This is a genomic window from Microbacterium xylanilyticum, from assembly GCF_054654695.1.
On sequence record NZ_BAAIEN010000002.1, the window covers coordinates 1,759,898 to 1,781,555 of the forward strand.

Sequence of the window (21,658 nt, forward strand, 5' to 3'; positions counted from 1 at the left end):
GGCGCTTGTAGGATGATCTGCCTGGAGGTCGGATGAGCGAGGTCGGCACGACGCCTGGGGCGCCGGCACAGGGCTCGAGCCTGCGCAGGCTCGTGCCCCGGATCTTCTCGCGCGCGCCGAGGATCAACGACCTCGACAACCTCATCCGCACCGTGCGGCAGAACCACCCGCGCGGTGATCTCGCCATCATCGAGCGCGCCTACGCCGTCGCTGCCGAGAAGCACCGGGGGCAGAAGCGCCAGAGCGGCGAGCCCTACATCACGCATCCGCTGGCGGTGGCGCAGATCCTCGCCGACCTCGGGCTGGGTCCGCGCGCGATCGCCGCGGCGCTCCTGCACGACACGGTCGAGGACACCGGATACGCGCTCACCGACCTGACGGCGACGTTCGGCGACGAGGTCGCGATGCTCGTCGACGGCGTCACCAAGCTCGACAAGGTCAAGTACGGCGACAGCGCGCAGGCGGAGACCGTCCGCAAGATGATCGTGGCGATGTCGAAGGACATCCGCGTCCTGATCATCAAGCTCGCCGACCGCCTGCACAACGCGCGCACCTGGGGCTTCGTGCCTACGGAGAAGGCGGCGAAGAAGGCCACCGAGACCCTCGAGATCTATGCCCCGCTGGCGCACCGGCTCGGCATCCAGGCGATCAAGTCCGAGCTCGAGGATCTGTCCTTCGCGGTGCTGCACCCGAAGATCTACGCCGAGATCGACAGCCTCATCAAGCAGCGCACCCCGCAGCGGGAGAAGTACATCCGCGAGGTGGTCGAGGCCGTCGAGAGCGACCTGCGCGACCTGCGCGTGCGCGGCAAGGTGGCAGGGCGGCCCAAGCAGCTCTACTCCGTGTACCAGAAGATGGTGGTGCGCGGCCGGGAGTTCGACGACATCTACGACCTCATCGGCATCCGCGTGCTCGTCAGCACGGTGCGCGACTGCTACGCCGTCCTCGGCGCGATCCATGCCCGCTGGACGCCGCTGCCCGGCCGGTTCAAGGACTACATCGCCACTCCGAAGTTCAACCTCTACCAGTCGCTGCACACCACCGTGATCGGCCCCGGCGGCCGCACCGTGGAGATCCAGATCCGCACGCACGAGATGCACCAGCAGGCCGAGTTCGGCGTCGCGGCGCACTGGATGTACAAGGAGCGGATGAACGGCGGCGGGAAGGCGTCCACCGCCGACGCCGACATGACCTGGCTCGCGCACATCTCGGACTGGCAGGCGGAGACCGCCGACCCCAGCGAGTTCCTGGACTCGCTGCGCTTCGAGATCGGCGCGAAGGAGGTCTACGTCTTCACGCCGAAGGGACGGGTCATCGGCCTGCCGTCCGGTGCGACCCCGGTCGACTTCGCGTACGCGGTGCACACCGAGATCGGGCACCGGACGATGGGCGCCAAGGTCAACGGGCGCCTGGTGCCGCTGGAGACCGCGCTGAACAGCGGCGACGTCGTGGAGGTCTTCACCTCGAAGAACCCCGACGCCGGCCCCAGCCAGGACTGGCTGACGTTCGTGAAGAGCACCCGGGCGCGGAACAAGATCCGCGGCTGGTTCACGAAGGAGCGTCGCGAGGAGGCGATCGAGCAGGGCAAGGAGGCCATCGCCCGTGCGATGCGCCGCCAGAACCTGCCGCTGCAGCGCCTGATGAGCCAGGAGTCGTTCACGGAGGTCGCGCACCAGCTGCGGTACGAGGACGTCTCCGCTCTGTACGCGGCGGTCGGCGAGGGGCACGTCTCCACGCAGTCCGTGCTCGAGAAGGTCACCGCGCTCATCTCGACGGCCGACGACACGACGACCGGTGCGATCGACATCCCGTCGCATGGGCGCAGCCGGATCCCGCGCGAGGGCGACTCGGGCGTGCTGGTCCGCGGAGCGGCCGACATCCTCGTCAAGCTCGCGAAGTGCTGCACTCCGGTGCCGGGGGACGACATCGTGGGCTTCGTCACGCGGGGCAGCGGTGTCTCCGTGCACCGCTCCGACTGCGTGAACGTGAAGGCGCTGTCGGTCGAGAAGGACCGCATGGTCGACGTGGAGTGGGCGCCGACGACGCGCAGCGTGTTCCTGGTGCAGATCCAGGCCGAGGCGCTGGACCGCTCCGGCCTGCTCTCCGACGTGACCCGCGTGCTCAGCGAGCACCACGTGAACATCCTGTCGGCCACGGTGCAGACCACGAACGACCGGCTGGCGCTGAGCCGCTTCGTCTTCGAGATGGGCGACACCGTGCACCTGGACCGGGTCCTGAACGCGGTGCGCCGGATCGACGCCGTCTACGACGTCTACCGCGTCACATCGTCCTGAACCCGCACCGCCCGGAGCGGGCCTGATCCGCGGTCACGCCGCCTCCGCGCCGTGCGCGGTGAGGAACTCCACGACGCGATGATGGCCGGGGCCATGGGGCAGACGCGACAGCCGCACTGCGGCACGTTCGGGCAGCGACGGGTCGCTCTCGGCGAGCAGGCGCGCCCAGTCCCGACGCGCCGGGTGCGTCGGCGGCCACCGCAGCAGGTCGATGAGCGTGCGCTCGGCGGTCGTGACGGCGATACCGCCCATGTGCTGGACGTCCTCCGCGTCCAGCACCGGATCGTGCACGAGGAGGCGGCGGCTCGGAGTCGCGCGCAGTCGGCGCCCGGTGGCGCTCTGCACCTCGTGCACATCGGGAGGCGCGTCACCGGCGCCGTGGATCCATGCCGCGCTCATCCCGGCGAATGCCGCTCCGGGGATGCTCCCGATCAGCGGCAGGAGGGACGCCGCGCGCAGCACCGCCGTCTCCACGAGGTCGGCGGGTGCATAGGCCTCGCCCAGCTCCACCACATCTCCGTCGAGCCGTGCCGCAGAGAGCTCCGACAGTGAGAGCCGCTCGCCGGGGAGATGCAGGAAGACGCCGCGCATGCGTCCAGTGTGCGCCAGACGGCACAGGGCGGGGATCCGAGGATCCCCGCCCTGTGGACAACCTGCCGCGGCGCCACCGCGGCGTCGTGATCAGCCGCCGAGCGCCTTGAGCCAGGACCGACGCGCCTCGAGCGCCTCGGTCGCCTCCTTCAGCGCCCTGGCGTTCCCGGCCTTCTGCGCCGCGTCGCGCTCGGCCTCCAGCTTGGCGATCGCCTGCTGGAGCTGCTCACTCATCGCGCCGGCGCGGGCCTTCGTCTCGGGGTTGTTGCGCTTCCAGTCGACGTCCTCGCGGGCCTTCAGCTCCTGCTCGATGACGCGCAGACGGTCATCCAGCGCGCGCTCCTTCTCCCGCGGGAAGATGCGTCCCACCTCGTCCCACTGACGCTGGATCCGGGTGAGCAGGGCACGGGCCTTGGCGAGGTCGGGCTCGTCCGCCACGGCCTTGGCCTCTTCGAGGAGCGCGGTGCGGGCCTCGATACGGGGCGCGGACTCGGCCTCTGTCGCCGCGGCCTGCTCCGCGCGTGCCGCGTACAGCGCATCGCCGGCGGCCTTGAACCGCGCCCACAGGGCGTCGTCGGCCTTGCGTCCGGCACGGCCGGCCGCCTTCCACTCGTCGAGGAGACCGCGGTAGGCGGGAATGCCGTCGACGCCCTTGGGAGCGAGGGCCTCCGCGCGCTCGACCAGGCGCGTCTTGCGTTCGCGCGCGGCCTTGTGGGTCTCGTCGAGCTCGGCGTAGAACGCACGGCGCTGACGGTCGACCGTCGCGCGGGCGTCGCGGAAGCGCTTCCAGAGCTGGTTCGCCACGCCCTTCGGCAGACGGGGGCCGTTCTGCTGGTGGTTCTGCCACGCGTCGAACAGCGCGCCCATCTCCTCGGTGACCTTCTTCCACTGCACAGAGGAGAGGTCCTGCGCGGCGATCGCCTCGGAGCGCTCGACGATGGCGGTGCGCTCGGCGATGGCGGCGTCGACGGCTGCCTTGGCCTCCTGCGCCTCTGCGGCGGACGCCTCGGCGAGAGAGCCGGTGAGCGCATCGAGCCGGGCGCGGAGCCCGGCGAGGTCGCCGACCGCCGCGGCATCGGTCACCTCGTCGACGAGGTGCTGAGCCTGCTTGACGAGATCGCCGGCGCCGGAGCCTCCCGCCTGCACGCGCTGCTCGAGCGTGTTCACCTTGAAGGCGAGGTCCTCGAACTTGCGGGCGAAGTAGGCGAGCGCCTCGGCCGGTGTGCCGTCGGGGTACTGCCCGACCTCGCGCCACGTGTCACCCTCGCGCACGGAGACGGTGCCGTCCTCGGCCACGCGACCCCATTCGGCGGCGTCGGACGTGCTGACCGGGGCCGGCGCAGCGGGCGCTGCGGGCACGACGGGGCGGATCGCCGTTGCGGGCGGGCGCGGCATGGCCGGCGGCCGGGGCGTGGCCGGCGTACGCGGTGCGGGCACGGCCGGAGCCGACGCCGCGGGCGTCCCGGTCTCGGGCTCGGCGGCGGATGCGGTCTCGGCCGGCGCGTCACTGCTCGCGGCGGGCGCCTCGGCGGCCTGCTCGTCAGAGGCCGCGGCGGTCTCGGCTGCGCCTGACGCGGCCTGCTCTGCGGCGGTGGGGTCTTCGGGGGTGTGCTCTTCGGTGGACACGGTGAACTCCTTGCGCGGCGGACCGCGGGAGGCGGAAAGGACACGGCCAGCCTAGTACGACGGGCCGTCCTGCGAGAGTGCCCGTGCTCAGCCGGCGGGCGTCTCCGAGACGGTCGGCGCGGGCGTCGCGGGGGCCTGCGGCGTCGCCGTCGGGCTGGCCGTCGGGGAGGGCTTCGGCGCCGGCGCGGTCGCCTCCGCGTGCAGCACCTGGCTCACGATGGCGCCGACGACGATGAGCGCTCCCGCCACCACGGCGACGGTGTTGTCGCGCACCCGGCGGCGCACGCTGCGGGCGTGCAGCTCCTGGCGTGCCGCGTGCAGGCGGGCCCGCTCCTGCTCCACGCGTGCGCGCTGCGTGCGGGCGTTCGTCGGACGGCGACCGGCCATGGATCCTCCCTGATGTCGAGCACAGAGCCTATCGCCCCCGCCCCTGTGCACCGCACGGCGGGCTCGGCGGACCGCGGCGCATGTCGGTCGCCGCCGATAGCCTGGGGGGATGACTCCTGCAGCCCCGCTGATGAGCGGCCAGACGCCGCTCGCCGTGCGGATGCGCCCGGTCTCGCTCGACGAGGTCGCGGGGCAGCAGCACCTGCTGCGCCCGGGCTCACCGATCGTGACGCTCGCGGATCCGTCCGCGAAGACGGCGTCCAGCGTGTCGATGATCCTGTGGGGTCCGCCTGGCACCGGCAAGACGACCCTCGCCCAGGCGATCGCCCGCTCGTCCGGGCGCCGCTTCGTCGAGCTCTCCGCGATCACCGCCGGGGTGAAGGATGTGCGCGAGGTGATGCAGGAGGCGCTGACCCAGCGCGATCTGTACGGCCAGTCCACGATCCTGTTCCTGGACGAGATCCACCGCTTCACCAAGGCGCAGCAGGACGCGCTGCTGCCCGGCGTGGAGAACGGCTGGGTCATCCTCATCGCGGCGACCACCGAGAATCCGTCCTTCTCCGTGATCTCGCCGCTGCTCTCCCGATCCCTGCTGCTCACCCTGCAGCCGCTGACCGACGACGACATCGGCCTCCTCATCGATCGGGCGGTGGCGGATCCGCGCGGGCTGAACGGCGCCGTCGCCCTCGACGACGCTGCGCGTGCCGCTCTCATCCGCCTCGCCTCCGGAGACGCCCGCCGCGCACTGACCGGCCTGGAGGCCGCCGCGGCCGTCGCCGCCGCGCCCGATCGCCTCACCGAGGACGAGACGCCGGTCGTCACCGACGACGACGTGGCGCAGGCCGTGGACCGCGCCCTGCTGCGCTACGACCGCCAGGGCGACGAGCACTACGACGTGATCAGCGCGTTCATCAAGTCGATCAGGGGATCGGACGTCGACGCGGCGGTGCACTACCTCGCCCGGATGATCGAGGCGGGGGAGGACCCGCGCTTCATCGCACGGCGGCTGGTCATCTCCGCGGCGGAGGACATCGGCCTCGCCGATCCGCAGGCCCTCGTGATCGCCACCGCCGCCGCCGATGCGGTCGCGTTCATCGGCATGCCCGAGGGGCGGATCCCGCTCGCAGAGGCGACGGTCTATCTCGCGACGACGGCGAAGTCGAACGCCGCGTACCTGGCGATCGACGCCGCCATCGCCGATGTGCGCGCCGGAGGGTTCGGACGGGTGCCGGTGCACCTGCGCGACGCGCACTATCCGGGCGCCAAGCGGCTCGGACACGGCAAGGGCTACCGCTATCCGCACGACAGCGACGCCGGCATCGTGCCGCAGCAGTACCTTCCCGATGAACTGCGCGGGCGCCGCTACTACCAGCCCAAGGCGCTCGGCGGCGAGCGTGAGGTGCAGGCGCGGCTGGAGCGGATCCGGCGGATCCTGGGGGAGGGATGACGGCTCAGCCGAGAGCCATCTGCCGGAGCACCCGCCAGGTGTAGACCTGATCGTCCCGCCCCAGCTCGATGAGGGAGAGCCGTGGGTGCGCGACGACGATCTGCTCCGCGCGCAGTGCGCGTGCGACCTCGCCGACGCGCTGCGCATCCGCAGCCCCGGAGAAGTACGCGGCCGTCACATGAGGACGGAACGCGGAATCGTGCGCAGTATCCCGTACCGTGCCGACCGCTGCGAGCTGGATGCGACGCAGCTCCCGCAGCCAGTCCGCGTCGTTCGCAGAGAATCCGAGTCCCTCGCGATGCACGTACGCGCGTCCGAAGCGCAGCGGCCGCGTCGTCAGAGACCCGGCGGCCGTGAAGACCGCTTCCGCGACCGCATCCCTCGCGGAGTCGTCGATGTCGTCGGCGAAGCCCAGGCCGGTCATCGTCATGTGCAGCCATTCCTCCGGCACGGGATCCACTGCATCGAGCTCGGACAGGGACGTCGTCAGCGTGCGCACGGCGTCATGAAGGTCTTCTGCGCCCTCGAAGGTCAGGTGGAAGGTGAGGTACCGTACGCCGGGACCCCAGCCGGGACGCCACCACCAGTGGCTGCGGGTGTTTTCGAACTCGGCGAAGGTCAGGTCCATCCCCGCAAGGGTAGTCTCCGCCACCGAGCCCGCTGCACGAGGACGCGCCCCGGCCGGCCGTTGAGGTCGGATCTGATAGCATGGATCGGCTCGAAACCGAGTTTTCGGGCATCTCTCCACTCCTGTACCACCCTCTCGTCCGCCCCGGCGTGCGTTCGTGAGGGGCGGAAGCGAGACGATACGTCCGCGAGCCGTGACGGACACGGCCGCGTTTCGAAAGGAACACTTCGTGGTCACGAAGTCCCAGGACCGCCGCAAGGTGCGTCTGTCGCGCGCCCTCGGCGTCGCGCTCACCCCGAAGGCCGCCCGCTACCTCGAGAAGCGTCCCTACGCTCCGGGCGAGCACGGCCGCACCAAGCGCAAGGCCGACAGCGACTTCGCCGTCCGTCTGCGCGAGAAGCAGCGTCTCCGCGAGCAGTACGGCATCCGTGAGAAGCAGCTGGTCATCCAATTCAACGAGGCCCGTCGCAAGGACGGCCTGACCGGTGAGAACCTCGTCGAGCAGCTCGAGATGCGTCTGGACGCGCTCGTGCTCCGCGCCGGCTTCGCGCGTACCACCGCGCAGGCCCGCCAGCTCGTCGTGCACCGTCACATCCTCGTCGACGGCCAGCTCGTCGACCGCCCGTCGTTCCGCGTGAAGCCGGGTCAGCTCATCCACGTCAAGCCCAAGAGCGAGGGCCTCGAGCCCTTCCAGGTGGCGGCTGCCGGCGGTCACGCCGAGGTGCTGCCCCCGGTTCCGGCTTACCTCGAGGTCGAGCTCGACAAGCTGGAGGCCCGTCTGGTCCGCCGTCCGAAGCGCGCCGAGGTCCCCGTGACCTGCGACGTGCAGCTGGTCGTCGAGTACTACGCGGCTCGCTGAGTTCAGCGAACTCTGCGAACACGCCGAGGAGGCGTCGGGGGGATCCCCGGCGCCTCCTTCGCGTTTACGCATACGATGGAGACCGTTGTGATGAGCGGTGCTTCCCGGAGGTGGTGACATGAAGAGTCTGCTGTGGTTCCTCATCGGCCTGATCGGCGGCTTCGTCGCCGCGCACTTCCTGAACAAGGATCCCCGCGGGCACGAGGTGCTGGCGGCGGTGGACGATCGCATCAACGAGTTCACCGGGATCCTCGCCGACGCGTTCCGCGCGCAGGAGTCCCGCCTCACCCAGGACAGCACCGCGGACTGACGCGGATCCGCCCCCTTTTCCCGAATCCGCGCTCCGGCGCGCCCTGACAGCAAGGACCACCCGACGAGCATGAAGACCGCGGAGATCGCGCAGCGCTACCTGAGCTACTTCGAGAAGAACGACCACCTGATCGTTCCCTCGGCGTCGCTCGTCAGCGACGACCCCTCGCTGCTGTTCACCGTGGCCGGCATGGTGCCGATGATCCCGTACCTCACCGGAGTGGTCCCCGCGCCGTACCCGCGCATCGCCGACCTGCAGAAGTGCATCCGCACCAACGACATCGAGGAGGTCGGGCGCACGGCCCGCCACGGCACGTTCTTCCAGATGCTCGGCAACTGGTCGTTCGGCGACTACTTCAAGGAGGGCGCGATCCGCTACGCCTGGGAGCTGCTGACCAGTTCCGAGAGCGACGGCGGGCTCGGCTTCGACGAGAAGGACCTCTGGGTCACGGTCTTCGAGACCGACGACGAGGCGGAGGCGATCTGGCGCGACGTCATCGGGCTGAGGCCCGAGCGCATCCAGCGTCTCGGCCGCGCCGACAACTACTGGAACACCGGGCAGCCCGGACCCGGTGGACCCGACAGCGAGATCTTCTTCGATCGCGGACCGGCGTATGGCAAGGACGGCGGTCCCGCCGCGGACGACACGCGGTTCCTGGAGATCTGGAACCTCGTGTTCATGCAGGACTTCATCGAGAACATCCAGGGCAAGACGGAGTTCGACATCGTCGGCGAGCTGCCGATGAAGAACATCGACACCGGCATGGGCCTGGAGCGCGTCGCGTTCCTCAAGCAGGGCGTCGAGAACATGTACGAGACCGACCAGGTGCGTCCGGTCCTCGACCGCGCCGTCGAGCTCTCCGGACGGCGCTACGGCGCAGACCACGCCGACGACGTCCGCTTCCGCGTCGTCGCCGACCACGTGCGGTCCTCGCTCATGCTGCTCTCCGACGGCGTGCGCCCCTCGAACGAGGGCCGCGGCTACATCCTCCGCCGCCTGATGCGTCGCACGGTCCGCTCCATGCGACTGCTCGGCGTCGACGAGCCGGTGTTCGACGAGCTCTTCGCCGCCTCCAAGGACGCGATGAAGTCCGCGTACCCGGTCCTCGAGCAGGACTGGGCGCAGCTCCGCACCGCCGCGAACGCGGAGGAGGAGACCTTCCGCCGCACGCTCGACGCCGGATCCACGATCCTCGACCTGGCCCTGGCCGACACGAAGAAGTCCGGATCCGAGACGCTGAAGGGCTCCGAGGCGTTCCTGCTCCACGACACCTACGGCTTCCCGATCGATCTCACCCTCGAGATCGCCGAGGAGGCCGGCCTGAAGGTCGACCGTGCCGCGTTCGACACGCTCATGCAGGAGCAGCGCGCCCGCGCCAAGGCCGACGCCCGCAGCCGCAAGCGCCAGATCGCCGACGTGTCGGTCTACGGCGACCTGCGCGCGAAGGGCGAGACCGCGTTCCTCGGCTACGACGAGCTGGAGACCGCCACGACGGTGCTCGGCATCCTCGTCGACGGCGCCTCGGTCGCGAGCGCCTCCGAGGGCCAGGTCGCCGAGGTCGTGCTCGCCGAGACCACCCTGTACGCCGAGTCGGGCGGTCAGGTCGCCGACAAGGGCGTCATCACCGGACCTGGCTACGCGCTCGAGGTGCTGGACGTGCAGCGCCCGGTGCCGGGCCTCATCAGCCACACCGTCGAGGTCACCAGCGGCGTGGTCTCGGTCGACGCGCCGGCGACCACCACGGTCGACGCAGCCAACCGCCGCGCGGCCCGTCAGGCGCACTCCGCGACGCACCTCGTGCACGCCGCGCTGCGCGACACGCTGGGCAAGACCGCCACCCAGGCGGGCTCGCTGAACCGCGCCGGCTACCTGCGGTTCGACTTCTCCTGGGGGCAGGCGCTGTCCGCCGAGACGAAGACGGAGATCGAGGAGATCGCCAACCGCGCCGTGCAGGAGGGTCTCGAGGTCACCACGCGGATCATGTCGCTCGACGACGCGAAGGCCGCGGGCGCCATGGCCCTGTTCGGCGAGAAGTACGGCGCCACGGTGCGGATGGTCGACATCGGCGGCCCGTGGTCGCGTGAGCTCTGCGCCGGCACACACGTGTCGACGAGCTCCGAGATCGGGATCATCAACCTCGTCGGGGAGTCCTCGGTGGGCGCGTCGAACCGCCGCGTCGAGGCGCTCGTCGGACAGGACGCGTTCCGGGAGTTCGCCGCCGAGCGCGCGCTCGTCTCCCAGCTCACCTCGGCCCTGAAGACCCCCCGCGAGCAGCTCGCCGAACGCGTCAGCGACCTCGCCGCCCAGCTCAAGGCCGCGGAGAAGCGGATCGCCCAGTTTGAGGCCGCCGAGCGTGCGGGCCGCGTGCCGGCGATCGCTCAGACCGCCACGTCGCTCGGCGCGCTGCAGTTCGTGGCGCACGACCTCGGTTCCGTCTCGGGAGCCGACGACGTGCGCGAGATCGCGACCGGCGTCCGCGACACGTTCGGATCCGCCGCCGCGGTCGTGGCGATCGCGGGCGTCGCGAACGGGCGCCCCATGGTCGTCGTCGCGGTCAACGACGCCGCGCGCGCCACCGGGGTGAAGGCCGGCGCTCTCGCCAAGATCGCCGCCGGCGTGCTCGGAGGCGGAGGCGGAGGCCGTGACGACGTCGCCCAGGGCGGCGGTTCGGACGTGACCGCCCTGCCCGCCGCCTTCGCCGCGATCGAGCAGGAGCTGCGGCGCGCGTGACCGGCTTCCGACGTGGTGTGCGGCTCGGGATCGACGTCGGGCGGGCCCGGATCGGCGTCGCCCGCAGCGACCCGGACGGCCTGCTGGCCGTGCCCGTCGAGACCGTGCCGCGCGATGACGCGTCCGTGACGCGGATCGCGCAGCTCGTCGCGGAGTACGAGCCGCTCGAGGTCGTCGTCGGGCTGCCGATCAACCTGCGCGGCGAGGACACCGCCTCCACCGCCGACGCCCGCGAGTTCGCTGCCGCCCTCGCGCAGGCCGGCGGGTGCGCGGTGCGACTGATCGACGAGCGCCTGAGCACGGTCACCGCGCATCAGGCGCTTCGCGCGTCAGGACGCAGCCAGCGCACGTCGCGCGGCGTGGTGGACCAGGCCGCGGCCGTGGTCCTGCTGCAGCACGCCATCGACACGGAGAAGGGGACGGGTCGGCCCGCCGGCACCGCCCTCATGCCCGACGAGGAGAATCGCTGACATGTCCGACCGATCGGAATCGGCCGCCCCCTCCGGGCAGGAGCCTGAGCTGCACGACCTGTTCGGTGCCCTCCCGGATCCCCAGGTGCAGACGCCGAGGCCGGCCGAGCAGCCGGCTGTCCCCGGATCCCGTCGCGCTGCACGCGAAGCCGCCGCCACGAGCGCCCCGGATGCGGCCCACGCGGAGACGCCGGCGGTGCCGGCTGCCGAGGAGCACCACGCGGCCCTCGAGGCGTTGTTCCGCCATGAGGCCGAGCCGGCAACCGTGCCGAAGCACAAGCGACGCCGGGGCTGCTTGATCGCCCTGCTGATCGTGTTCGTCCTCGTGGGCGGCGTCGCTGCGGGCGGACTGTGGGTGTGGAACACGTACGGCGACAAGATCAGCGAGACGATGGGCTGGGGGCCGTCCAAGGACTACGAGGCCGGCCAGGCCACCGGCACCGCGCTCGTCACGATCAACAAGGGCGACGGCGGGCAGCAGGTGTCCGAGGCGCTCTACAACGCCGGCGTGACGAAGACCTCCGGCGTGTTCTACACCATGATGGTGAAGGAGAACATCGTCAACACGTTCTACCCGGGTGTCTACAAGCTGCAGCAGAAGATGACCGCCGCAGCCGCGCTCAAGGCGCTCAACGACCCGAAGAACAAGATGCAGAACTCGGCCGTGATCCCCGAGGGATACACCGTCGCCCAGACCGTGGAGCGCATCGCGAAGAGCGTGGACGTGCCGCTGGCCGATCTCCAGGCCGCCGTGCAGAATCCCGCCGACTACGGCGTGAACGCCCCGTCGCTGGAGGGCTGGCTCTTCCCGGCCCTCTACGAGTTCGCGCCGGGCGCGACGGCGAAGGACATCGTGGCCACCATGGTGAAGCGCACCAGGGACTCCCTGGCTGCGGCCTCCGTGCCGGCGGGCGACGAGCAGCGCGTGCTCACGATCGCGTCGATCATCCAGCGCGAAGCACGCGCCGAGGCCGACTTCTACAAGGTGTCGCGGGTGATCCAGAACCGTCTGGATCAGGGCATGAAGCTCCAGATGGACTCGACCGCGCAGTACGGCTACGGCGAGCTGCACAGCGGCTCGGCGAGCACCTCGGACGCAGCGCAGACCGACGACAACCCGTGGAACACCTACGTCATCGAGGGTCTGCCGAAGACCCCGATCGCGAACCCCGGCGACAAGGCGATCGATGCCGCGATGCACCCCGCGACGGGCTCCTGGCTGTACTTCGTGACGGTCAACCTCGACACCGGAGAGACCGTGTTCTCGACGACCTACCAGGAGCACGAGGCCGCCGTCAAGCAGTGGCAGGACTGGTGCAAGGCGAACCCGGACTCGGGCTGCTGACGTGAGCGGCGCTCGGACGCGACTCGCGGTGTGGGGGGATCCGATCGACCACAGCCGGTCGCCCGACCTGCACGGTGCCGCCTATCGTCTGCTCGGGCTGGACTGGGACTACGGCCGGCGGCAGGTCGACGTCTCCGGCTTCGACGACGCGCTGGACAGCCTGGACGCCACCTGGCGCGGGCTCTCGCTGACGATGCCGCTCAAGGAACGCGCCTTCGCCCGTGCCCAGGAGCTCGACGACGCCGCCCGCCTCACCGGGGCGGTGAACACGCTCCTGCTCGGGGAGCGGATCCACGGCTTCAACACCGACGTGCGCGGTCTCACCGAGGCGCTGCAGTCCGGAGGGCTGGGCTCCAGCCGCACGGCGCGCGTGCTCGGCGGCGGCGCCACCGCGCGATCGGCGCTGGTGTCGCTGCTGCGCCTCGGGGTGACCGAGGTGGAGCTGCGCACCCGGCGCATCGAGCAGGCGCGCGAGCTCGCGGTGTTCGGCGCGAGGATCGGCCTGACCGCGTCCGCGCGCGCACTGGACGACCCGGCGCCTCCCTCCGCAGTGGATCTGACGGTCTCGACGCTGCCCGGCAACGTCGTACTCCCGGACCCGGTCGCTGCGGCCCTGGCCGCACGCGGGGGCGCGCTGTTCTCCGCGGCGTACGCCCCGTGGCCGACACGACTGGCTCAGGCATGGACGGACGCCCCGGTGCTCACCGGCCTGGAGATGCTGATGCATCAGGCCGTGGCGCAGATCCGCATCTTCCTGCACGGCACGCCCGAGGAAGCGCTGCCGGACGAGCCCGCGGTGCTCGACGCCATGCGCGCCGCGCTGCGCTGAAGCGGCGGTGCACTGAAGCGCGGCTCACTGAAGCGCCCGCGGGTTCGCGCCCGAGCGTGAAGTCATCCGCGCGGAGCGCCCGTTCCGACATGGGAGACTAGGACAATGCTCCGCGTGCTCACGGCCGGCGAATCGCACGGCCCCGAACTCATTGCCGTCATGGAGGGCCTGCCGGCAGGCGTGCCCCTGTCCCGCGAGGCGATCCAGTCCGATCTGCAGCGCCGCAAGCTCGGCTACGGACGCGGATCGCGGATGAAGTTCGAGCAGGACGAGCTGACGATCTCCGGGGGCGTGCGCCACGGCTTCACGCTGGGCAGCCCGATCGCGATGCGCATCGGCAACACCGAGTGGCCGAAATGGGTCGAGGTGATGAGCGCGGATCCGGTCGAGATGACGGAGAAGTCGCGCGGCCGCAGCGCTGCGCTCACCCGTCCTCGCCCGGGGCACGCCGACCTCGTCGGCATGCAGAAGTACGGCTTCGACGAGGCCCGCCCGATCCTGGAGCGCGCGAGCGCGCGGGAGACCGCGGCTCGTGTCGCGCTCGGCGCCGTCGCCCGCGCATTCCTCGGCGAGCTCGGCATCCGCCTGGTCAGCCACACCCTCTCGATCGGCCCGGTGCAGGTCCCGGAGGGATCCGTCCTGCCGACCCCCGATGACGTCGATGCGCTGGACGCGGACCCGCTGCGGTGCTTCGACCCCGCCACCTCCGCCCGGATGGTCGCCGAGGTCGACGCGGCCCGCAAGGACGGCGACACCCTCGGCGGCATCGTCGAGGTGCTCGCGTACGGGCTCCCGCCGGGGCTCGGCTCGCACGTGCACTGGGACCGCCGGCTGGATGCCCGGCTCGCGTACGCCCTCATGGGGATCCAGGCGATCAAGGGCGTCGAGATCGGCGACGGCTTCGAGACCACCCGCCGTCGCGGGTCGGCAGCCCACGACGAGCTGTTCGCGACCGGCGACGGCATCACCCGCGGATCCGACCGCGCCGGTGGCACCGAGGGCGGCATGTCCACGGGCACCGTGCTGCGCGTGCGCGCCGGCATGAAGCCGATCGCCACTGTGCCCCACGCGCTGCGCACGGTCGACGTCGCGTCGGGGGAGCAGGCCACCGCGCACCACCAGCGCTCCGACGTGTGCGCGGTGCCGGCCGCCGGCGTCGTGGCGGAGGCCATGGTCGCGATCGAGCTGGCGAACTCCGTGCTGGAGAAGTTCGGCGGCGACAACGTCGCCGAGACCCGGCGCAACCTCGAGGCGTACCTCGCGGCGATCCCCGAGGAGCTGCGCACCACGCCGGCATCGGAGGCCGCGCTGATCCTGCACGATGAGCTCGGCTGAGTCCGCGTCGCCGCAGACGCTCGTGCTCGTGGGTCCCATGGGCGCGGGCAAGACGAGTGTCGGCCGCCGAGTCGCCCGGTCCGCGGGGCTCCGCTTCGTCGACACGGACAAGGAGATCGCCCGTGCGCACGGGCCGATCCCGGCGATCTTCGCCGAGCACGGCGAGGCGCAGTTCCGCGCCTGGGAGCAGGCGCAGGTGGCGTCGGCCGTCGCGAACGGCGGCGTGATCTCGCTGGGCGGAGGAGCGGTGCTCACCGCGGCGACCCGGGAGCTGCTGCGCACCGTGCCGGTGGTCCTGCTCACCGTGACCCCGGAGGCGGTGGCCGAGCGGATCACGGGCAGCGACCGCCCGCTGCTGCACGGCGAGGAGGATCCGGTGCAGCGCTGGCAGCGGATCCTCGCCGAGCGGCGCGCACTGTATGAGGAGGTCGCCGACGCGACCTTCGACACGTCCCGGGTGCCGATGTCGCGCGTGGCGGACCGGATCGTGGAATGGATGAGAGGACGAGGATGAGCGTCGATCAGAAAGACATGGCGGCGGACGACGCGGTCACCACCATCGCGGTCAGGGGGACCACGCCATACGACATCACGATCGGCCGGGACATCCTGGACCGCGTGTCCGCGGCGCTCGCACCCACGGTGCGCAAGGTGCTGGTGGTGCACCCGCCGACGCTGGCGGACCGCGCGGCGGAGCTGCGCGATCGCATGCTCGCCGACACCGCGAACGGGCCGCGGGAGGTGCTCCTCGCGGAGATCCCGGATGCCGAGCAGGGCAAGCGCATCGAGGTCGCCCAGTTCCTCTGGCAGATCATGGGGCAGGCCGACTTCACCCGCACCGACGCCGTCGTCGGCTACGGCGGCGGTGCCGTCACCGACCTCGCGGGCTTCGTCGCCGCCACCTGGCTGCGCGGCGTGCAGGTGGTGCAGGTCCCCACCACGGTGCTCGGTCTCGTGGATGCCGCCGTCGGCGGCAAGACCGGGATCAACACCAACGAGGGCAAGAACCTCGTCGGCGCGTTCTGGGCGCCGCGTGCGGTGATCGGCGACCTCGACCAGCTCTCCAGCCTGAGCCGGAACGAGGCGACGGCCGGCTTCGCCGAGGTGGTCAAGGCGGGCTTCATCTGGGCTCCGGAGATCCTCGACATCGTCGAGGCCGACCCTGAGCGCGCCGTGGATCCGCTCACGTCGGAGTTCCGCCGGGCGGTCGAGCTCGCGATCGGCATGAAGGCGGCCGTCGTCTCGGACGACTTCCGCGAGGCCGGCCAGCGCGAGATCCTCAACTACGGGCACACCCTCGGCCACGCCATCGAGCACGCCGAGCGCTACCGCTGGCGCCATGGCGCGGCGATCTCGGTGGGCATGCTGTTCGCCGCCGAGCTGTCGCGGCTGGCGGGCCGGCTGTCCGACGACGACGCGAACCGGCACCGCACCGTGCTCGAGTCGCTCGGCCTGCCCACGTCCTACCGCGGCGGAGCCTGGCCCACGCTGCTGTCCACCATGCAGCGCGACAAGAAGAGCCGCGGCGGCATGCTGCGCTTCATCGTGCTGGACGGCATCGCCCGACCCACCGTGCTGCAGGCCCCGGACGAGTCGCTCCTGTTCGCGGCCTACCAGGAGGTCGCGGAGTGACCTTCACCGTGCGGCGGGTCGAGGCGGACGAGTGGGAGCGCGTGCGCGACCTGCGTCTGCGATCCCTGCAGGATCCGGTCGCGGCGCTGGCGTTCCTCGACACGTTCGAGAACGCCTCCGTGCAGCCGGACGAGTTCTGGCAGCAGCGCACGGCGAACGCGGCGCCCGGTGGGCCGAACGCGCAGTACGTCACGGTCGCGGAGGGCGGCGAGTGGTTCGGATCCGCGACGGTGATCCCGTCGCAGACCAGCGCCGGCCGCGCCACGGCCCTCGTCGTGGGCGTCTACGTCGCCGCCGGGCATCGCGGCGCCGGCGTGATCGAGGTGCTGTTCGACGAGTGCGCCGCATGGGCCGCGGATCACGGGTACGCTGAGCTCACCCTCGAGGTGCACGTGGACAACCACCGCGCGCAGGCGGCATACGAGCGCTGCGGATTCACCCGCACCGGGGAGATCACCGAGCTCGCGAACGGACGCGAGTACGTGATGGTGCGCCCCGTCGTGCCCGTCGCGCGCTGATACCGTGAGCACGTGACCACGCTTCGCCGCCTCCTGCTCGTCAACGGACCCAACCTCAACCTCCTGGGCACGCGCGAGCCCGGCATCTACGGATCCGCGACGCTCGCCGACGTGGAGCGGATCACGTCCGAGGCCGCCGCCGCCTACGGGTTCGAGACCCGCGCCGTGCAGAGCAACCACGAGGGCGTGCTGCTGGACGCGATCCATGCTGCCCGCGAGGACTGCGCCGGCATCGTGATCAACGCCGGCGCCTACACGCACACCTCGGTCGCGCTGCGCGATGCGCTCACCGGGGTGGGCCTCCCGTTCGCCGAGGTGCACATCTCCGACGTGTACGCCCGCGAGGAGTTCCGGCACCACTCGTACCTGACCGACGTCGCCGCGGTGCACGTCGTGGGGGAGGGCGTGCAGGGATATGCCACCGCGACGCGCCGGCTGATCCTCGTGATCACCGGTCAGGCCGACGGCTGATCGCGGGCCGGGACGGACTGCTCCCACCGGCCGTCCGGTGGGCATCGCGTAAGATGGGACGTCGGTCGATCGACCGCGCAGACTTCAGAACGGACTTCTCAGACCCATGGCATCCACTGCAGACATCAAGAACGGCGTCGTCCTCTCCATCGACGGGCAGCTCTGGAACGTCATCGAGTTCCAGCACGTCAAGCCCGGCAAGGGCGGCGCGTTCGTCCGCACCAAGCTGAAGAACGTCGTCAGCGGCAAGGTCGTCGACCGCACGTACAACGCCGGCGCCAAGGTCGACATCGAGAACGTGGACCGTCGCGACTTCACCTACCTGTACACGGACGGCGACAACTTCGTGTTCATGGACCAGGAGGACTACGACCAGATCAACGTCCCCGCGGCCACCGTCGGCGACGCCAAGAACTTCATGCTCGAGAACCAGTCGGTCCAGATCGCGCTGAACAACGGAAACCCGCTGTACATCGAGCTGCCCGCCTCGGTCGTGCTCGAGGTGACCTACACCGAGCCCGGCCTGCAGGGCGACCGCTCCTCGGCCGGCACCAAGCCCGCGACGCTCGAGACCGGCTACGAGATCCAGGTCCCGCTGTTCCTCGAGACCGGCACCAAGGTCAAGGTCGACACGCGCACCGGCGGCTACCTCGGCCGCATCAACGACTGACGCGTGGGCGCCAGGACCAAGGCGCGCAAGCGCGCCCTCGACATCCTCTTCTCGGCCGACGTGCGCGGCGACGACCTCGCGGTGACGCTCGCCGCGGAGGCCAAGCGCGCCGCCGCGGAGCCCGCCCGCGAGGCCTCGTGGCTGTACGCGCGCGAGATCGTCGACGGGATCATCGATCAGCGCGACGAGATCGACGAGCAGATCACCACGCACAGCCGGGACTGGAAGCTGGACCGGATGCCGGCCGTCGACCGGGCGCTGCTGCGCATCGGCGTGTGGGAGATCCTGCACAACGACGAGGTTCCGACCGCGGTCGCGATCGACGAGGCCGTGGAGCTCGCCAAGGAGTTCTCCACCGACGAGTCCGGCGCCTTCGTGCACGGCGTGCTGGCGCGCGTGGCCCGTTCGGCCTGAGCCGGCCGCGCCCCCAGGTCGCTGCGACCGTCGCAGCGCCTGGACTCCCGTCATCGGACCCTGCGACGCGCTCAGGGACGGAGGACGGGTGTCCGTGGTCGGGGCGAGGATGGATCCGATGACCACCGCTGAGCCCGACGACTGGCGCGTCCTGTTGCCCTCCGCCGGCGCGGGAGGCACGCCGCTGGCGCTCGGCGTGGAGCTGCGCCGCCGCGACGTCGCGGACGCCCGCCACTGGGGCGCGCGCCCGCTGCGCACGGCGACCGCCCGCGATCTCGTCAAGGATCCCGGAGAGCTCTTCCTCGCCGTGCGTCCGCTCCGGCGCAACGACGCGGGCGACTCCTGGGTGCAATCCGATGCCGACTGGGATGCGGTGCGCCGGCCGGGGACGCGTTTCCGGGCGACGCAGTCGCGCTGGTTCGCCGACCTGCTCAGCATCTCCCGAGACTCGCTGCTGTCCGGGACGGCGGGGGACTGGCTGCTGCTGGATCCCGTGGCCTCGCCGCTGCTGTGGCCGCAGCTGGCCGCGGCCGCGGACGCCGGCATCGCGCTGGTGCCGACGGAGCGCAGCACCCTGCTGCAGTGGACCGACCGGCTGCGCGTCCGGGTGGACCTGAACGGGACGCGCGGGGGCGGTCTGACCGTCGCCGCCGCAATCGACCTGGACGGTGAGCCGCTCGACGGAGCCGCCGTGCGGCCGATCGGATCCGGTGGGGTCTACGCGCACCGCGTGCTCGGAGCCGACATCCAGCTCGTGCTGGGGCCCGTCGCGCTCTCCGACACTGCTCGGGCACTGCTGGAAGCGCCCGGCGGCCTCTCCGTGGCGCCCGTGGATCGCGCCGCATTCTTCCGCGAGGCCTACCCGCTGCTGCGGCGCTCCGCCCACATCCGGCCGGGCAAGGGCGTGACCCTGCCGGAGCCTCCGCGGCCGGTGCCCACGCTCGTGCTGGACTTCCGCCCTGCCGACGTCGTGGCCTACGAGCTCTGCTGGGATTACCCCGGATACCGGCGCTTCCCGCTGGACGAGCAGGCGGCCGCCTCCCCGGTCCGCGACGCCGAGGCCGAAGCCGCGCGACGCGACGAGGTCGTGTCCGACTGGACCGCCGTCACCGGGCTGCCCTTCTCGCTCGGCGGAACGCTCCGCGACGCCGACGCCGCCGAGTTCGTCTCGGTCTTCGTCCCCGCTCTGGAGGAGCGCGGGATCATCGTCGAACGCACCGGGGCGCCCCGCGCCTATCCCGAGCTCACCGGGGATCCGGCGATCACCGTGAACGTCGTGGAGAGCACGGATCCGGACTGGTTCGACCTCGGATTCGTCGTGCGCATCGACGGGCGCAGCATCCCGTTCGAACCGCTGTTCCGCGCCCTCGCGCTGCGGCAGGGCAAGCTCAAGCTCTCCGACAACACCTGGTTCTCCCTGCGGCACCCGGCATTCGACCGGCTCAAGGAGCTGCTCGACGAGGCCGCCGACCTCGCGGAATGGGAGGCGGGCCCGCGGATCCCGCGCACGCACCTCGCCCTGTGGGAGGACTTCGAGGACCTCGCGGACGAGACGGTCGCAGCGCAGACCTGGCGAGCGGCGGTGCAGAGCCTGCGCGCCGATCCCGGGCTGGATCCGGTCGCCGTGCCCGCGGCCATCACCGCGCGGCTGCGCCCGTACCAGCACGAGGGCTTCACGCGCCTCGCACGCCTGTGGCAGCACCGGCTCGGCGGCATCCTCGCCGACGACATGGGACTCGGCAAGACGCTGCAGCTGCTCGCTCTCATCGCGCACGCCGTTCAGGAGCCGACGCCGGACGTAGGAGCGGAGCACGATCGCGCCCCCTGGCTCGTCGTCGCGCCGACCTCGGTGCTGCCGGTGTGGCAGCGCGAGGCGGAGCGCTTCGCGCCGGGCCTGCGGGTCGCGGTCGTCGACCGCACGCGTCACGCGCACGGCGTCGCGCTGGGGCCGCACATCGCCGGCGCCGATCTCGTCATCACCTCCTACACGCTGCTGCGCCTCGACGCGGAGGACTTCGCACGCCGGCGCTGGGCTGGAGTGGTCCTGGACGAGGCGCAGCACGTGAAGAACCCGGCCACCCGCCAGCACCGGGCCGTCGCGGCGCTCGACGCCCGGGCCGTGTACGCCGCCACCGGCACGCCCCTGGAGAACGGGCTGGCCGAGCTGTGGGCCATCTTGAGTCTCACGTCGCCGGGTCTGTTCGCATCGGCGCGGAAGTTCCGCGAGGACTTCATCCAGCCGATCGAGCAGGGCAAGGTGCCCGAGAACGCCGAGGGCGCCCCGTACCGGCGGTCCCGTATCGAGCTGCTGCGCCGGCGGATCCGCCCGTTCCTCATCCGCCGCACCAAGGAGCTCGTCGCGCCGGAGCTGCCGGAGCGCCAGGAGCAGGTGCTGAGCGTCGAGCTCGGTCCCGCCCACCGGCACCGCTACGACACCGTGCTGCAGCGCGAGCGTCAGAAGATCCTCGGGTTGCTGCCCGACCTCGACCGGCAGCGCTTCATCGTCTTCCGCTCCCTCACCATGCTGCGGATGCTGAGCCTCGCACCCGGTCTCATCGACGGGGAGGATGCCGGGATCCCCTCGCGCAAGCTGGAGGAGCTGGTCGAGCGCCTGTTCGAGCTGCGCGCGGAGGGCCATCGCGCGCTCGTGTTCAGCCAGTTCACCTCGTTCCTGGGCCTCGCGGCCGAACGTCTCCGCCGTGCCGGCCTGCGCGTGTCGTATCTGGACGGCTCCACGCGCGACCGGGACCGGGTGGTGCAGGAGTTCCGCGAAGGCGACCAGGACGCGTTCCTGCTGAGCCTGAAGGCGGGCGGCACCGGGCTCACCCTCACCGAGGCCGACTACGTCTTCCTGCTCGATCCGTGGTGGAACCCGGCGGCCGAGGCGCAGGCGGCCGACCGAGCCCACCGGATCGGCCAGGAGAACCCGGTGTTCGTCTACCGCATGATCGCCGCGGGCACGATCGAGGAGAAGGTGCTCGCGCTGCAGCAGCGCAAGGCCCGGCTGTTCTCCGCGGTCCTGGACGACGAGGACCTCTTCGCGCAGGCCCTCACCGCGGACGACATCCGGGAGCTGCTGAGCTGAGGCCGCACGCCGCGGGA

20 protein-coding genes are annotated in these 21,658 nt (G+C 71.3%); 16 read left to right on the forward strand and 4 right to left on the reverse strand.

Annotation, left to right across the window (positions count from 1 at the left end; genetic code table 11):
• Positions 1-32 precede the first annotated feature (32 nt).
• A complete protein-coding gene (locus ACYQ1L_RS08895; protein ID WP_460003828.1) occupies positions 33-2,294 on the forward strand; it encodes a RelA/SpoT family protein in 2,262 nt (753 codons plus the stop codon).
• 33 nt (positions 2,295-2,327) lie between these two features.
• On the opposite strand, the gene ACYQ1L_RS08900 is transcribed toward ACYQ1L_RS08895, so the two are convergent.
• From ACYQ1L_RS08900 to ACYQ1L_RS08910, 3 genes are all read right to left on the reverse strand, one after another.
• Positions 2,328-2,885 (reverse strand): type IV toxin-antitoxin system AbiEi family antitoxin, encoded by a 558-nt coding sequence (locus tag ACYQ1L_RS08900; protein WP_460003829.1) that lies wholly within the window; start codon positions 2,883-2,885, stop codon positions 2,328-2,330.
• A gap of 90 nt (positions 2,886-2,975) precedes the next feature.
• Positions 2,976-4,511, reverse strand: coding sequence for a DUF349 domain-containing protein (locus ACYQ1L_RS08905; protein ID WP_460003830.1), 1,536 nt, complete (start codon positions 4,509-4,511; stop codon positions 2,976-2,978).
• An 87-nt stretch (positions 4,512-4,598) separates the two neighbouring features.
• Positions 4,599-4,898, reverse strand: coding sequence for a hypothetical protein (locus tag ACYQ1L_RS08910; protein WP_460003831.1), 300 nt, complete (start codon positions 4,896-4,898; stop codon positions 4,599-4,601).
• A 109-nt stretch (positions 4,899-5,007) separates the two neighbouring features.
• On the opposite strand from ACYQ1L_RS08910, the gene ACYQ1L_RS08915 reads away from it, so the two are divergent.
• A complete protein-coding gene (locus ACYQ1L_RS08915; protein WP_460003832.1) occupies positions 5,008-6,345 on the forward strand; it encodes a replication-associated recombination protein A in 1,338 nt (445 codons plus the stop codon).
• A gap of 4 nt (positions 6,346-6,349) precedes the next feature.
• Here the strand turns inward: ACYQ1L_RS08915 and ACYQ1L_RS08920 are convergent, their stop codons facing one another.
• A complete protein-coding gene (locus ACYQ1L_RS08920; protein ID WP_460003833.1) occupies positions 6,350-6,973 on the reverse strand; it encodes a 2'-5' RNA ligase family protein in 624 nt (207 codons plus the stop codon).
• A 229-nt stretch (positions 6,974-7,202) separates the two neighbouring features.
• On the opposite strand from ACYQ1L_RS08920, the gene rpsD reads away from it, so the two are divergent.
• The 14 genes from rpsD (at position 7,203) to ACYQ1L_RS08990 (ending at position 21,641) form a co-directional block, all read left to right on the forward strand.
• Positions 7,203-7,832, forward strand: a complete 630-nt coding sequence (gene rpsD, locus ACYQ1L_RS08925; RefSeq protein WP_460003834.1) for a 30S ribosomal protein S4 — start codon at positions 7,203-7,205, stop codon at positions 7,830-7,832.
• Positions 7,833-7,950: 118 nt separating this feature from the next.
• Positions 7,951-8,142: a hypothetical protein gene (locus ACYQ1L_RS08930; protein WP_460003835.1), complete on the forward strand. Its 192-nt coding sequence runs from the start codon at positions 7,951-7,953 to the stop codon at positions 8,140-8,142.
• 69 nt (positions 8,143-8,211) lie between these two features.
• Positions 8,212-10,872, forward strand: a complete 2,661-nt coding sequence (alaS, locus tag ACYQ1L_RS08935) for an alanine--tRNA ligase (RefSeq protein WP_460003836.1) — start codon at positions 8,212-8,214, stop codon at positions 10,870-10,872.
• Entirely contained in the window at positions 10,869-11,342 is a 474-nt protein-coding gene (ruvX, locus tag ACYQ1L_RS08940) for a Holliday junction resolvase RuvX (protein WP_460003837.1), read from the forward strand. Before alaS ends, ruvX begins: the two co-directional genes overlap by 4 nt.
• 1 nt (position 11,343) lies before the next feature.
• On the forward strand, positions 11,344-12,687 hold the full coding sequence (gene mltG / locus ACYQ1L_RS08945; protein WP_460003838.1) for an endolytic transglycosylase MltG: 1,344 nt from the start codon (positions 11,344-11,346) through the stop codon (positions 12,685-12,687).
• Between the two features lies 1 nt (position 12,688).
• Complete coding sequence (locus tag ACYQ1L_RS08950; RefSeq protein ID WP_460003839.1) at positions 12,689-13,516, forward strand: shikimate dehydrogenase; 828 nt, start codon at positions 12,689-12,691, stop codon at positions 13,514-13,516.
• Positions 13,517-13,621: 105 nt separating this feature from the next.
• Positions 13,622-14,851, forward strand: a complete 1,230-nt coding sequence (gene aroC / locus ACYQ1L_RS08955) for a chorismate synthase (protein ID WP_460003840.1) — start codon at positions 13,622-13,624, stop codon at positions 14,849-14,851.
• A complete protein-coding gene (locus tag ACYQ1L_RS08960; RefSeq protein ID WP_460003841.1) occupies positions 14,838-15,365 on the forward strand; it encodes a shikimate kinase in 528 nt (175 codons plus the stop codon). The genes aroC and ACYQ1L_RS08960 overlap by 14 nt, the downstream gene beginning before the upstream one ends.
• Positions 15,362-16,483, forward strand: coding sequence for a 3-dehydroquinate synthase (gene aroB / locus ACYQ1L_RS08965; protein ID WP_460003842.1), 1,122 nt, complete (start codon positions 15,362-15,364; stop codon positions 16,481-16,483). Before ACYQ1L_RS08960 ends, aroB begins: the two co-directional genes overlap by 4 nt.
• Positions 16,480-17,001, forward strand: a complete 522-nt coding sequence (locus ACYQ1L_RS08970) for a GNAT family N-acetyltransferase (RefSeq protein WP_460003843.1) — start codon at positions 16,480-16,482, stop codon at positions 16,999-17,001. Before aroB ends, ACYQ1L_RS08970 begins: the two co-directional genes overlap by 4 nt.
• A 12-nt stretch (positions 17,002-17,013) precedes the next feature.
• Complete coding sequence (gene aroQ / locus ACYQ1L_RS08975) at positions 17,014-17,472, forward strand: type II 3-dehydroquinate dehydratase (protein ID WP_460003844.1); 459 nt, start codon at positions 17,014-17,016, stop codon at positions 17,470-17,472.
• Positions 17,473-17,578: 106 nt separating this feature from the next.
• Entirely contained in the window at positions 17,579-18,142 is a 564-nt protein-coding gene (efp, locus tag ACYQ1L_RS08980) for an elongation factor P (protein WP_045251985.1), read from the forward strand.
• A 3-nt stretch (positions 18,143-18,145) separates the two neighbouring features.
• Positions 18,146-18,556: a transcription antitermination factor NusB gene (gene nusB / locus ACYQ1L_RS08985; RefSeq protein WP_159575828.1), complete on the forward strand. Its 411-nt coding sequence runs from the start codon at positions 18,146-18,148 to the stop codon at positions 18,554-18,556.
• 118 nt (positions 18,557-18,674) lie between these two features.
• Positions 18,675-21,641 carry a DEAD/DEAH box helicase gene (locus tag ACYQ1L_RS08990; protein WP_460003845.1) on the forward strand — a complete coding sequence of 989 codons (2,967 nt, stop codon included), beginning with the start codon at positions 18,675-18,677 and terminating at the stop codon, positions 21,639-21,641.
• The last annotated feature ends 17 nt before the right edge of the window (positions 21,642-21,658 follow it).

Coding starts and splice junctions, on each gene's coding strand:
- ACYQ1L_RS08930 (WP_460003835.1), top strand. CDS start 7,951: ATGAAGAGTCTGCTGTGGTTCCTCATCGGCCTGATCGGCGGCTTCGTC.
- alaS (WP_460003836.1), top strand. CDS start 8,212: ATGAAGACCGCGGAGATCGCGCAGCGCTACCTGAGCTACTTCGAGAAG.
- aroB (WP_460003842.1), top strand. CDS start 15,362: ATGAGCGTCGATCAGAAAGACATGGCGGCGGACGACGCGGTCACCACC.
- aroC (WP_460003840.1), top strand. CDS start 13,622: ATGCTCCGCGTGCTCACGGCCGGCGAATCGCACGGCCCCGAACTCATT.
- ACYQ1L_RS08960 (WP_460003841.1), top strand. CDS start 14,838: ATGAGCTCGGCTGAGTCCGCGTCGCCGCAGACGCTCGTGCTCGTGGGT.
- ACYQ1L_RS08920 (WP_460003833.1), bottom strand. CDS start 6,973: ATGGACCTGACCTTCGCCGAGTTCGAAAACACCCGCAGCCACTGGTGG.
- ACYQ1L_RS08910 (WP_460003831.1), bottom strand. CDS start 4,898: ATGGCCGGTCGCCGTCCGACGAACGCCCGCACGCAGCGCGCACGCGTG.
- ACYQ1L_RS08895 (WP_460003828.1), top strand. CDS start 33: ATGAGCGAGGTCGGCACGACGCCTGGGGCGCCGGCACAGGGCTCGAGC.
- ACYQ1L_RS08900 (WP_460003829.1), bottom strand. CDS start 2,885: ATGCGCGGCGTCTTCCTGCATCTCCCCGGCGAGCGGCTCTCACTGTCG.
- mltG (WP_460003838.1), top strand. CDS start 11,344: ATGTCCGACCGATCGGAATCGGCCGCCCCCTCCGGGCAGGAGCCTGAG.
- ACYQ1L_RS08990 (WP_460003845.1), top strand. CDS start 18,675: ATGACCACCGCTGAGCCCGACGACTGGCGCGTCCTGTTGCCCTCCGCC.
- efp (WP_045251985.1), top strand. CDS start 17,579: ATGGCATCCACTGCAGACATCAAGAACGGCGTCGTCCTCTCCATCGAC.
- ACYQ1L_RS08915 (WP_460003832.1), top strand. CDS start 5,008: ATGACTCCTGCAGCCCCGCTGATGAGCGGCCAGACGCCGCTCGCCGTG.